The organism is Anaerolineae bacterium, from assembly GCA_025062375.1.
In the GTDB taxonomy this organism is placed as follows: domain Bacteria; phylum Chloroflexota; class Anaerolineae; order SpSt-600; family SpSt-600; genus SpSt-600.
The window spans coordinates 38,505-50,213 of record JANXAG010000002.1 but is presented as its reverse complement, the minus strand read 5'-3'; the positions used below and the strand labels follow the sequence as shown (position 1 = coordinate 50,213).

Genomic DNA, 11,709 nt, shown 5'->3' with positions numbered 1-11,709 from the left:
GCGGTAACGTTTTGCGTGATGGACCACGGGAAGTTGCCTTAAGGCTGGAAAATTAGTATAATTAAGCGGTTTCTGTCGGAAAAAAGGCGGAAAGGCTGTGGAGGGCTTAATGTTGCTGGAGCAATCCGGATGGGAAGATTTTGAGCTAAAGCACGAAGATATTGAGCTATTATACGAGCTTATCCTGGAAAAAGGCAAACCCTTACCCTTAGAAGAGCTTGTTCTGGCTTTGGTTGAAAGAGCAAGGGAAAAGCAGAAAGAGAAGCTGGCGAAGCTGGAGGAAGAGGGTTTAATTTACAGACCGAGCAATTCCTATAAGACAGGGCAAGAAATTTTCTTCCCCTCCTTCGGTTTCGCCAGGGCTACTGTTTTGGGGGTAAGGCCTGGCTATAATCCCGATTACGGAGAATTTGAAGTTATAAAGGTCAAATTTTCCGATGGTGGTGAGGTCAAAGAATTCGCCTCCTCTCTAAAAAAGCCCCACAAGCTTGACCAGGAAACCCTGGAGGATTGGCTTGCTCGCTATGGGATTGATATTAATGCCTTTGTTGAACGCTATGGCCACGTCATAGGTTCTGCCATCACCAGGAAGCTTTCTTCGGAAGAAGAATTCGTATCCTTTGGCAATTTGTGGTTCCTGAGAGCTCTTATGCCTGAAATCCATGAAGGCCACCTCAACATAGCCGAAGCGGCTATAGAAGTAGCTCAGCGGCCTCTGAGCCCCACAGAGATCCTCAAGCACCTGGAACTTCCCAGCTCATACCCCACAAACCTCCAGATTTTCTCTCTCAATATAGCCATGGCTCAAGATAAGCGCTTTTCTCAGGTAGGGCCTAAAGGCCAGCCCATGTGGTTCCTGCGGCGTTTTGAGCCCCCCGAAGTGGCCCAGGAATCCGAAAGACTCGTTTATTTGCCTCTGCCCTATAAAAAAGAAGCTCTTGCCCGTGAACTGGTGGAAATTATCCTGAAAATAGAGGATGAAGCTACCGAATGGGACTCTTTCCTGCCGTCCGTAAAAACGGGAGATAATGTCACCATAGCCTTGCCCTATCACCATTTAAGGGCAGGCACTCTGCCCATAACCCCCAGGACAGCCCCCTTCTTCCCCGAAGGCGAATCCGACGTAACCCTTATAAACTTTATAGATGGGGTAAAAGGGGAGAAGTTCTACGGCTGGGCCCTGCATGCCCGGAAATACGTGGCAGGATTGAAGGATTGGTACGAAAAGATAGGAGCTATGGCTGGAACTTACATAACCCTCACTAAAGGCAGGGGGCCTACAGAGGTAATCGTGAGATATACCCCACGACGTATTAAAAAGGACTGGGTAAAAGTGGCGCGGGTGCAGAATGAACGCCTCACCTTTGAAATCCAGCTCAGACAGCTTACCTGCGATTTTGATGAGCTCATGATGATCGTGGATGGGGACAGGGAGAAAATAGACGCTATTAAGCGGAAATTGGATGCAAGCGCCAGAAGTCTCTACGAAGTCCTGGTGCAAATATTCCCCGAACTTTTGAAACTCAGCCCCCAGGGCACGGTCCACTTCCTAACTCTCTACACGGCGGTTAACTTCATAAAGCGGTGTCCACCTGCTCCCCTCCTGGCTGAGCTGAACACCCATCCGTGCTTTATATACAAAGGCAGCGGCTATTGGTCCTTCGACGAAAGCAAAATTTAGAGGTTGGGAAAATGAAAGGGTTGGTGAGCGTTGACACTAAGCTTCATATAGACCTGGACTGGTGGGAAAAAGAAGGCAAAGATTTCAACTACTTCCTTTACGAGGAGTTGTGTCCGGAATGCAAGGAACGTTTTAGGGATTTTGACAAAGTCGTCTTTATTGATTGGATAGATCCTGAGACAGCGGAAGTAAGGCAATTGAACGGCCTCTGGGAAACCCTTGTAGCGTGCTGTAGCCAGAAACCTGATTATATAAGCCCTGAATTACCCATCACTACAGCTGTTTTCCGGATATTTTTAACCAACCGCAACGAACCCCTTTCAGCAGCGGAGTTGGCTGAAAAATACGGGGACAAAATAGGGACCAGAGACCCTTACCGTATTCTCCGCATCCTAACCGCAGGGAAAGTCTACAACGGCATAAGGCCTCTTAAATTTTCCAAATCTAAATAGCCCTTAGAGAAGGGCGAGAGGAATAGAACTTCGCAGAAGATAGCAGGTTTTCCTGAAACCGCCACGACGAGGCCTCCAAAGCAGGAGGTAAATTTTAGTTCAGAGCTGGCAAAGGGGCCAGGAGGGAAACCATGATGGTGGAGGACAGATATCTGATCCTTGCCGTTGATAGTGGAACAACCTCTTGCAAGGCCGGTTTCGTAACCCCCTACGGTGAAGTCCTAGCTTGGGTTAAAAGCGAAAAGTCGGCTCCACTTTATTTCCTGCCGAAAGGTGGTGCTGAGCAGAACCCTGAAGAATGCTGGGCCGTGATTTCAAGCACCATCCGCCGCTTGTGGGAAGAATATCCCTTCCCCCCAGAGCGCATCGCCGCCATAGCTATAACTTCTCCATGGTCCACCACTGTTCCTGTGGACAGAGACGGTAAACCTATCGGGAATACAATAATGTGGATGGATACCAGAGGGGCTCCATATGTGAGAGAAATAACCCGGGGCCTTGTTAACCTCCAGGGATACGGCCTTGATAAAATCTTCATATGGGTGAGACTCACTGGCGGCATTCCAACTCACGCAGGAAAGGACCCCATCGGACATATCCTTTTCCTGAAGAACGAGCGGCCGGAAATCTACAGAGCGGCTTACAAGTTCCTTGAGCTCAAGGACTACTTCAACCTTAGATTAACCGGAAAGATAGCTTCCGATTATGCCACTATAGCCCTTCACTGGCTAACCGATAACCGCAATATCTGGAAAGTCCGGTATGACAAGCGACTTATGCGTTTGGCGGGCATTGAGGAAGAAAAGCTTCCTGACCTTTACCCAACTACCCATGTCCTCGGGCCTCTTCTGCCTGGCCCCGCTGAAGAACTGGGGCTCCCTCCGGGAATCCCGGTGGTCATCTCCACCCCCGACTATCATGCTTCCATACTGGGTTCAGGAGCCCTGCGGGACTACGAGCCCCACATTTACGTCGGAACTTCTTCATGGCTTTCCTGTCATGTACCCTTTAAGAAAACGGACCTGTTACACAACATGGGTTCCCTGCCTTCAGCTCTACCCGGAAGATACTTCATCGCTAACGAACAGGAATGCGCTGGCTCATGCTTGACTTTCCTTCTCAACCTTTTCTTTGGGCAGGATGCCTCCTGGCCGGAAAATCCCTACAAGAAACTTGAGGACCTTGCAAGTTCTGCCCCGCCGGGAAGCGGCGGAGTTATTTTTGCCCCATGGCTCTATGGGGAACGCACACCAGTGGAAGACCCTTCCCTCCGGGGATGCTTCTTCAACCTCTCCCTTAACACTACACGGGCCGAAATGGTGAGAGCAGTGATGGAAGGAGTTGCCTTTAACCTGCGGTGGCTCCTTTCCTGTGTGGAAGGATTTATTGGAAGGAGATTGGGGGAAATTAACATCATAGGAGGAGGGGCTTCTTCAGCCATATGGTGCCAGATTTTTTCCGACGTCCTCGGACGCCCCATCCGCCAGGTGAAAGATCCTGCAGCCGCCGGACTGAGAGGCCTTGGAATCCTGGCAAGCCTCTCCCTTGGCCTGTCTGACCTGACCAGCTGTACCAGAGATGTAACCGTTGTGAAAACTTTTGAGCCTGATCCTGATAATCAGCGGATTTATTCCGAAATTTTTGAAACTTTTATTGAATTTTACCGCAGGAACCGCCCCCTTTACCACCGCCTAAATCCAATTTGAGAAATAGGAGGAAACTATGGAGCCCTTGAAATTTCTCGGATTACTTCCCAGAAGCTTGGCTCGCCTTTTAGAAAAGGCTTCGGAACGAATTCCGGCTCTGAGAAAGCGGGTGGAAAGAGAATACGAACATCTTTTAGCGAGCCTGGAGGATTCCCTGAAACCTTACAGAGATGTACCGGCTTTCACCCGCCTGCCTGAAGAGGGGCTGAGTCCGGAGGAGATTTTCAGCCTTATGGAAAGGCTAAATGCCCGAGAGGAGTGGCGCTGGAAAGAAGGCTATGTTTCAGGGGCTGTTTACCACGGCTCCGAAGAGCACATAGACTTCATAGGCCGGGTCTATGCCCTCAACTCTCAAAGCAACCCCCTTCATGCTGATCTCTGGCCCAGCACGATAAAGTATGAGGCAGAAATTGTGGCCATGACGGCCAGAATGCTGGGAGCTGAGGAAGCTGAGAGGATGGACCCTTCCGCTCGCGTGTGCGGAACAGTAACTTCCGGCGGGACGGAAAGTATACTCATGGCTATGAAAACATATCGGGATTGGGCGCGCGATAAGAAAGGTATCACCAGGCCTGAAATGGTCCTGCCGGTGACCGCTCACCCCGCTTTTGAGAAAGCTGCCCATTACTTTGGCTACAAAATTGTGCGTATACCTGTAGATAAAAACTTCCAGGCTGATGTTGAAGCCGCTCGCAAGGCTGTAAACCGCAACACAGTGGTAATTGTTGGTTCCGCCCCTTCTTATCCCCATGGAGTAATAGACCCTATACCGGAGCTCTCACGCATTGCCCTTGAACATGGGATAGGTTTCCATACCGACGCTTGCCTCGGAGGATTTATCCTTCCCTGGGCTGAGAAGTTAGGCTACAAAGTGACACCCTTTGATTTTCGCCTTCCCGGCGTCACTTCCATTTCTGCTGATACTCATAAGTATGGTTATGCTGCCAAAGGCACTTCCGTGGTTCTGTATCGCAATCTGGAACTGCGACGCTACCAGTACTTTGTAGCTGCGGACTGGCCCGGTGGGCTTTACGCTTCACCTTCTATCGCTGGCAGTCGCCCTGGAGCATTGATAGCTGTTTGCTGGGCAGTAATGCTCAAAATGGGGGAAAAAGGCTACATAGAGGCTACAAGGCGCATTCTGGAAACAGCCCATAAGATTCGCGAGGGTATTGAATCTATCCCGGGGCTAAAGGTGCTGGGCGACCCTTTGTGGATAATAGCTTTTGCTTCGGATGGATTTGATATCTATCGTGTCATGGAGAAGATGGCGAAGAAAGGGTGGAACTTAAACGGGTTGCAGAACCCCCCAGCTGTACATATAGCCATCACCCTTCGCCACACTCTGCCTGGCGTGGCTGAGCGGTTTCTCGAAGACTTGAAAGAGGCTGTTGAAGAGGTGAAGGCTAAGCCTTTAGAAAAAGGGCAAATCGCCCCTATATACGGTATGGCAGCTTCTCTGCCTTTCCGGGGGATGGTAAGAGAGCTTCTGAAGCGTTACCTCGATCTTCTTTACTCTGTTTAACGTTTAAGATTTTTGGGGGACACCCCCAGACCCCCGGGATAGGGGCTCCGCCCCCCTCCACCCCAAGATTTTTCCCCGCCCTCGTGGGCATAGGGTTTGCCACGGTTTTGGGTCCCACTCGTGGGCGGGTTGCAAAGGGTGGCTGATCGCTTCCTTTTGGAAGTTTTGGGAAGATACTCCCAGATTTTCGGGATAAGGGTTCTGGCTCCGGTCGCTGTGCAGGCAGGAGATTGCTTCGCTTACAATAACACAGTAGCAGGCTCTAATGGATTTTGCACTTGCTTCAATTGGAGAGGTGGGGTATAATTTCAATCAAGCGGGGGTGGTTGGGCCCCGGTGGGCCCCGCGGTCTTCAAAACCGTAGGTGGGTGCCATAAAGGCGGCCACGGTGGGTTCGACTCCCATCCATCCCCGCCTTTTAATTGGGAGGAAACCTTGCGGATCGTGGTAGGTGTAACCGGGGCTTCAGGAGCTCCACTGGCTCTGAGATTGCTCGAAAATCTCTCAGACCATGAGGTCCACCTTATAGTTTCCAAAATCGCCAGAGAGGTTATAAGACTGGAATTAGGGGAAAATGTCTATCTCCCTTGCTCGTATTCCTACGAAGAGGATGATTTTTCCTCCCCCCTGGCCAGCTCTTCTTTCCTCATAGATGCGATGGTGGTAATACCCTGCTCCATGAAAACCCTCGCAGCTATAGCTCACGGCTATGCCAGCAATCTCATTACAAGAGCAGCCGAGAACGCTCTCAGATTGGGAAAGCCTCTTATCCTGGTCCCAAGGGAAACGCCCCTTTCACTCATGGATATTGATAACATGCGAAAGGTAAAACAAGCTGGGGGTATAATTCTCCCCGCCATGGTGGCCTATTACCATAAGCCTCGCTCAGTGGATGATATAACCAATTTTATTGTGGGAAAAGTGTTGGATGTTTTAGGGATTGAGCACAAGCTTTACACCAGATGGGCAGAAGTTAAGCCGCCGCCTTCTTAACTTTGACGTAATAGACAATTAGTCCTACCAGAGAACAGGCCGAGCCGGCAAGAGCGGTGCCAATAGCCAGAGCCCTTTTGTGCTCGCAAGCCCATTGGGCGAAGACCTTTAAAGGCGAAGGCTTAAACTTAGCCCTGATGAGGCTGAAGAGTTTATTTTGAAAACTGAGGGAAGGCCTAAGGGGCCTGTAAATCAAATTCAGCTCTTTCACAAGACCCATAATTTCTTTGAGTTCTTCAAACTCAGCGGGCAAAAGGCGCAGCATTTCATCTGCTCCTTTCTCGTCGCCAGCCAGAATCCTCGCAGTATAACGGTCCAGAAGCTCTTCCATCTCCACTCCTCACTTCTCAGGTTTCTCTAAATTTAAACCCTTAAAGCCCTCAGGTGGTTTCACCGAAATGCAACCTTTTTCCGAATTAAGGGTTAATTTTCTTTGAACGAATCCCACCATCCACAAGAGGGAGGAAAAATGACCAAGGAGGAGATTTTCCAGAAGGTAAAGAAAATAATCGTGGAAGTTTTGGGGGTCCCCGAAGAGAAAGTGACGCTGGAGGCTCGGTTCAGAGAAGATTTAGAAGCGGATTCTCTGGATTTGGTAGAGCTCGTGATGGCTTTTGAGGAAGCTTTCGGTGGCACTATTTCTGATGAGGAGGCCCAGAAGATTATCACCGTTGGCGATGCCGTGAACTATATCTACGAGCGTTTTGCCGCAGCCTGAGCCGCAAAAGGAGCGGTATAGCAGTTCACAAAGGACATTCCCCAAGGCCCTCTTCTCTCCCCGCTCGTGAGAGAAAATTTCGCCATCGTTTTGAAGCCAGCGGGCGGGTGAGATGGGGGAGGAAAGGATGTTACACCCCTTGTTCCCCCTTTCCCGCTCTTCAATTTTCGGGGTTAGCCAGCTGGGTAAACATTTGACAAGCTTTCAGGTTAACGGATAATATAAGTTAAACTCCCCGAAGGAGGTTGGAGATGCGGAGAATCGTGCCCGCCCTGCTGGTTGCTTTGATGGTTTTCTTTCCCAGTTCGTGCTCCCCCAAACCCCTTTCAAAAGTGGTTATTGGTGTTCGCACCGCTAACGATCACTCCCCATTTTACCTTGCCGATAAGCTGGGCTTCTACAGGGACGAAGGCGTTGATGTTGAGGTTAAGCTGGTGCCTTCCAATACTGAAATCATCGAAGCTCTTAAGCGTGGGGAATTTCAGATGGGCGCGGTGCCCGTGACAGTAGCTATAGCTGCCATAGCGGAGGGAGTCCCTGTGCGCATCGTAGCAATGACCGGGCGAGGTAGCGATGGGCTTCTCGTCAGGGCAGATAGTGGAATAGAATCCATCCAAGACCTTAAAGGGAAAAAGATCGCTACTATAAGGGCTTCTATACTTGATGTTCTCCTGCTCATGGCACTGGAGGAAGCGGGGCTTGATCCGCACAAAGACGTAACCCTGGTGTATTTCAGTAAGCTGGGGGATATGATAAGCGCCCTCAAAACGGGGCAGGTTGATGCTTCTTCAAATACCGAACCGTTTATGACACAGGCAGTGCGCGATGGCTGGGGGAAAATTCTGTTCTACTATACTGCTTACTGGGAAAACCACCCATGCTGTGTGGTTATCGCCCGCAATGACTTCGCCGAAAGGTATCCCGGGGTTCTGGAAAAGATCCTCAGAGCGCACGTAAGAGCCGTCCGTTATGCCAACGAGCACCCTCGGGAAACAGCGGAGACGATAGTAGAGTATCTGAAAGCTTTTGACCCGGATCTGGTTGAAGAGTCTCTTTCCCCCGATAAGATGCTTATTAGTTGCGAGTTTGAGCCCGACGAGATAAAGCTCATGGCCGAGCTTATGCATCGCTACGGATTTATTGAAACAGTTCCACCGGAAGATAAACTCCTAACGCTGGAGTTTCTCCAGAAGGCGTTGAAAGGAAGGTAGCATGTCAGCCAAGATTTGCAGGCGTCTGCTCGCCCCGGTTGTGCTCCTGGCCCTCTGGGAGATTTTGCCCAGATTTAAAATCATAGACCCCATATTGCTCCCACCGGTTAGCCAGGTCCTGTTGAGGGGTAAGGAGTTGTTCGTCAAAGGCTTTATCTTTGCTTATGTGTGGGAAAGCGTTTGGAGGGTGCTGCTTGGGTTCTCCATTGCCTTTACTGTCGCTATTCCTGCTGGCATTTTACTCGGTCTCATGCCTTCTTTAGAAGAGTATTTTGACATGCTCATTCACCTTCTGAGGCCTCTGGCCCCGCCTGCCTGGATACCCCTGGCTATCCTCTGGTTTGGCATCGGCAATGCTCCCGCCGTTTTCATAATCTTTATCGGCACGGTTTTCGCCATGCTCGTTGGAACTCTGTCCGCAACTAAAGCTGTGGATAAACGCCTGATTAAAGCCGGCCTTACCCTGGGAGCCACACCTTCTCAAGCCATTTTTCACATTGTCCTGCCTTACCTGGCACCGGCTATCCTGGCGCAAATGCGTATCGGTTTGGGCCTGGCCTGGATGTGCGTAATCGCAGCCGAAATGGTAGCCGTGAGGGGCGGCATAGGCTTTATGATGATTGAGGCTCGCAATCTTTTTCGGACTGAGGATATCCTGCTTGGAATGATGATTGTGGGCACTCTGGGACTGGGCCTTGACGTCCTCCTGAGGCTTCTGGAACGCAGGATATTGAAATGGAGAAAAGGGCTTGAAGCCTATGAGTTTTTTGAAACTGCACGGGGTCTGTAAGGCCTTTAAAACGAGCAATGGAGAGATTCAGGCTCTCAGAGGGGTAAGTTTTGAGGTAGAAAAAGGGGAATTCATAGCCATAATCGGCCCTTCAGGATGCGGGAAAACCACCCTGCTGCAGATAGTGGCAGGCTTGGAGAGACCCTCTGAAGGTGAAGTGCTTTTCAAAGGACGCAGAGTTGAAGGGTGGAGCAAAGAGCGTGTCATCATTTTCCAGGAGTATACGCTGTTCCCCTGGTTAACGGTTAAAGGGAACGTGGAATTCGGATTAAGGATGGCGGGCATTCCTCCGGAGGAGCGGAAGCGCATCTCCTGTGGCCTCATCCAGAAGGTTGGGCTTGCGGGATTTGAAAATTTTTACCCTCACGAACTTTCAGGGGGAATGCAGCAGCGGGTGGCTCTTGCACGTGCTCTCGCCGTGGACCCCGAGCTGCTGTTGATGGATGAGCCTTTCGCTTCCGTTGATGCGATAACGAGGAGACAGCTCCAGAGAGAGTTAGAGCGCATATGGATGGAGTACGGCAAAACCGTCCTTTTCGTGACCCACAGCATCCGTGAGGCTCTCACCCTTGCCGACCGCATCGTAGTCTTAACCCCGAGGCCTGGCACAGTTAAGGCCACTTTTACGATAGATATTCCGCGACCTCGGGAGCGCTACCTTGAAGAGCTTGTCCGGTGGGAGAAAGGTCTGCTGGAAATTCTGGAAGATTCCAGCGTTTCCGTCGCAATTTAACCGGCGGCGAACACATCCAGGCCAAACCCCGGCCCACGAAAGCTCGGTTCTCTGGGAAATTCCAGAGGCATGGCGTTGCCATGTCCAACGATGAGCTCATGAGTGAGCCCGTAGGTTTAGCTGGGAAGTTTTGATACAAACGGCCTCATAGTTTATTTGACTATGCACCCGTTATAGGTTATAGTTAAAAGAGAGGTGTGGACTATGGGGGAAATCCTGAGAGTTGAAGAGTTGTGGCTGGAAAGGGAAGGAAAGGAAATACTGCGGGGGGTTAATCTGGTGGTGGAAGAAGGCACAATCCATTGCCTTTTGGGTCGCAATGGTTCTGGCAAATCGACCTTAGCTTACACCCTTATCGGCTCCGGAGGATACAACCCCTCGCGGGGGAGAATTCTCTTTAAGGGGCAGGACATTACGGGCTTTTCCATCACCGAGAGGGCGAGACTCGGCATAACCCTGGCCTGGCAGGAGCCAGCTCGTTTTGAGGGTTTAAAGGTTAAAGATTACATAGCGCTGGGGATGAGAGAACCATCCCTCCCACGCATTGAAGAGGCACTGAAAGCGGTAGCTCTTCCTCCCGCCGAATACATGGACCGATTTGTGGATGAAAGCCTTTCGGGAGGGGAGCGTAAGCGCGTTGAGCTGGCCGCTGTATACGCCATGCACCCGAAACTGGTTATTCTGGACGAGCCTGACTCGGGCATTGACGTTCTTTCCCTTGATGACATTGCTCGCCTGATACGCCGGATGGCTCGCGAGGGCATCACGGTCATCCTCATAACTCACAGGGATGAAATGGTTCCCGTAGCCGATGTTGCTTCCCTTATATGCGGTGGGGAAATAATCCGCACTGGCGATCCAAAGGTTGTGCGGGAGCACTACGCTCGCCGCTGCCTGCCCTGTGAACTGGTAGAACCTGTGGAGACTTCCAGGGACTATGAGCGTTACTTATAGGATATCTACAGATTTTGAGGCCATAGTGAAAGCTTATGAGAAGGCGGGGGGTAAACCGGAGGTCTTCAGGTCCCCTCGCATTGCCAGCCTTGTGGTAAGTGGCAATAAAGTCCTTCTGGTCAACGAAATCCCTGGAATCCGCCTGGAGTCTGAAGAGCTTCCTTCGGGCGTAAGGGCCAGGGTAAAAGTGGAGCCGGGGGTTCGTCTGGAATATCCGGTGCACCTTTGTTTCGGACTCTTGCCTAAGGAGGGTGAGCAAGAGATTTACTCCCAGTTTGAAATAGGAGAAGGAGCGTGGGTAGCTTTCGTCACCCATTGCACTTTTCCCAATGCTGTGAATGTCAGACACGTTATGGATGCTGAAGTCCGCGTGAGCAAGGGTGCATTGATGCATTATCGCGAGAGCCATTACCACGGCGAACATGGTGGGACAGTAGTCCTGCCGCAAGCAAAGGTTATCGTGGAAGAAGAAGGCCGCTATTTTTCAGAATTTGTCCTGACCTCCGGGCGGGTGGGCAAGTTGGAGCTAAACTATGTAGTGGATGTGGGACCAAAGGGTGTGGCAGAGCTGGTGGCTAAAGCTTACGGTTATGGGGAAGATTCAATCATTATAAAAGAGACCATACGCCTTAACGGGGAAAGAGCCAGGGGGTTAACGAAAGCCCGCATAGCGGTAAGGGGAAAGGCCAGAAGCGAAGTTCACGGCATCACCGAGGGCAATGCCCCCTTCACCCGTGGGCACCTGGATTGCATAGAGATCGTGCGAGATGAAGCCATCGCCAACGCTATTCCGATTGTTTTGGTGAGAGATCCTACCGCTCACGTAACCCATGAGGCAGCTATAGGAACTGTAGATAAAAAGGGGCTTGAGACTCTGATGGCCCGCGGCCTTTCGGAAGAAGAGGCAGTTGATATCATCATAAAGGGTATGCTGGGGGGATAATGT

12 protein-coding genes and 1 tRNA gene are annotated in these 11,709 nt (G+C 50.9%); 12 read left to right on the top strand and 1 reads right to left on the bottom strand.

What is annotated here, in order from left to right; translation table 11 throughout:
* Positions 1–109: 109 nt before the first annotated feature.
* From NZ653_01110 to NZ653_01085, 6 genes are all read left to right on the top strand, one after another.
* Positions 110–1,681, top strand: coding sequence for a hypothetical protein (locus tag NZ653_01110; protein MCS7285727.1), 1,572 nt, complete (start codon positions 110–112; stop codon positions 1,679–1,681).
* Between the two features lie 11 nt (positions 1,682–1,692).
* Positions 1,693–2,133, top strand: coding sequence for a hypothetical protein (locus tag NZ653_01105; GenBank protein ID MCS7285726.1), 441 nt, complete (start codon positions 1,693–1,695; stop codon positions 2,131–2,133).
* A 131-nt stretch (positions 2,134–2,264) separates the two neighbouring features.
* Positions 2,265–3,839 (top strand): FGGY-family carbohydrate kinase, encoded by a 1,575-nt coding sequence (locus NZ653_01100; protein MCS7285725.1) that lies wholly within the window; start codon positions 2,265–2,267, stop codon positions 3,837–3,839.
* Positions 3,840–3,855: 16 nt separating this feature from the next.
* A complete protein-coding gene (locus NZ653_01095) occupies positions 3,856–5,364 on the top strand; it encodes an aminotransferase class V-fold PLP-dependent enzyme (GenBank protein ID MCS7285724.1) in 1,509 nt (502 codons plus the stop codon).
* Between the two features lie 318 nt (positions 5,365–5,682).
* Positions 5,683–5,778, top strand: a tRNA-Sec gene (locus NZ653_01090).
* A 21-nt stretch (positions 5,779–5,799) separates the two neighbouring features.
* On the top strand, positions 5,800–6,357 hold the full coding sequence (locus NZ653_01085; protein MCS7285723.1) for a UbiX family flavin prenyltransferase: 558 nt from the start codon (positions 5,800–5,802) through the stop codon (positions 6,355–6,357).
* Here the strand turns inward: NZ653_01085 and NZ653_01080 are convergent.
* On the bottom strand, positions 6,338–6,688 hold the full coding sequence (locus NZ653_01080) for a hypothetical protein (GenBank protein ID MCS7285722.1): 351 nt from the start codon (positions 6,686–6,688) through the stop codon (positions 6,338–6,340). The two genes, NZ653_01085 and NZ653_01080, sit on opposite strands and share 20 nt — an antisense overlap.
* Before the next feature lie 138 nt (positions 6,689–6,826).
* Here NZ653_01080 and acpP point away from each other — a divergent pair, with 138 nt between their 5' ends.
* The 6 genes from acpP (at position 6,827) to NZ653_01050 (ending at position 11,706) form a co-directional block, all read left to right on the top strand.
* Positions 6,827–7,075: an acyl carrier protein gene (gene acpP / locus NZ653_01075; protein MCS7285721.1), complete on the top strand. Its 249-nt coding sequence runs from the start codon at positions 6,827–6,829 to the stop codon at positions 7,073–7,075.
* 251 nt (positions 7,076–7,326) lie between these two features.
* Positions 7,327–8,286, top strand: a complete 960-nt coding sequence (locus NZ653_01070; GenBank protein ID MCS7285720.1) for an ABC transporter substrate-binding protein — start codon at positions 7,327–7,329, stop codon at positions 8,284–8,286.
* A gap of 1 nt (position 8,287) precedes the next feature.
* Positions 8,288–9,076: an ABC transporter permease gene (locus tag NZ653_01065; GenBank protein ID MCS7285719.1), complete on the top strand. Its 789-nt coding sequence runs from the start codon at positions 8,288–8,290 to the stop codon at positions 9,074–9,076.
* Positions 9,045–9,809 (top strand): ABC transporter ATP-binding protein, encoded by a 765-nt coding sequence (locus NZ653_01060; GenBank protein ID MCS7285718.1) that lies wholly within the window; start codon positions 9,045–9,047, stop codon positions 9,807–9,809. The genes NZ653_01065 and NZ653_01060 overlap by 32 nt, the downstream gene beginning before the upstream one ends.
* Positions 9,810–10,013: 204 nt before the next feature.
* Entirely contained in the window at positions 10,014–10,763 is a 750-nt protein-coding gene (locus NZ653_01055) for an ABC transporter ATP-binding protein (protein MCS7285717.1), read from the top strand.
* Positions 10,747–11,706, top strand: a complete 960-nt coding sequence (locus tag NZ653_01050; protein ID MCS7285716.1) for a SufD family Fe-S cluster assembly protein — start codon at positions 10,747–10,749, stop codon at positions 11,704–11,706. Before NZ653_01055 ends, NZ653_01050 begins: the two co-directional genes overlap by 17 nt.
* Positions 11,707–11,709: the final 3 nt, after the last annotated feature.

Excerpts from the sequence above, each read along its gene's own strand:
- NZ653_01070 (MCS7285720.1), top strand. The coding sequence starts at position 7,327 with ATGCGGAGAATCGTGCCCGCCCTGCTGGTTGCTTTGATGGTTTTCTTT.
- NZ653_01055 (MCS7285717.1), top strand. The coding sequence starts at position 10,014 with ATGGGGGAAATCCTGAGAGTTGAAGAGTTGTGGCTGGAAAGGGAAGGA.
- NZ653_01050 (MCS7285716.1), top strand. The coding sequence starts at position 10,747 with ATGAGCGTTACTTATAGGATATCTACAGATTTTGAGGCCATAGTGAAA.
- NZ653_01105 (MCS7285726.1), top strand. The coding sequence starts at position 1,693 with ATGAAAGGGTTGGTGAGCGTTGACACTAAGCTTCATATAGACCTGGAC.
- NZ653_01100 (MCS7285725.1), top strand. The coding sequence starts at position 2,265 with ATGATGGTGGAGGACAGATATCTGATCCTTGCCGTTGATAGTGGAACA.
- NZ653_01095 (MCS7285724.1), top strand. The coding sequence starts at position 3,856 with ATGGAGCCCTTGAAATTTCTCGGATTACTTCCCAGAAGCTTGGCTCGC.
- NZ653_01110 (MCS7285727.1), top strand. The coding sequence starts at position 110 with ATGTTGCTGGAGCAATCCGGATGGGAAGATTTTGAGCTAAAGCACGAA.
- acpP (MCS7285721.1), top strand. The coding sequence starts at position 6,827 with ATGACCAAGGAGGAGATTTTCCAGAAGGTAAAGAAAATAATCGTGGAA.
- NZ653_01065 (MCS7285719.1), top strand. The coding sequence starts at position 8,288 with ATGTCAGCCAAGATTTGCAGGCGTCTGCTCGCCCCGGTTGTGCTCCTG.
- NZ653_01080 (MCS7285722.1), bottom strand. The coding sequence starts at position 6,688 with ATGGAAGAGCTTCTGGACCGTTATACTGCGAGGATTCTGGCTGGCGAC.
- NZ653_01060 (MCS7285718.1), top strand. The coding sequence starts at position 9,045 with ATGAGTTTTTTGAAACTGCACGGGGTCTGTAAGGCCTTTAAAACGAGC.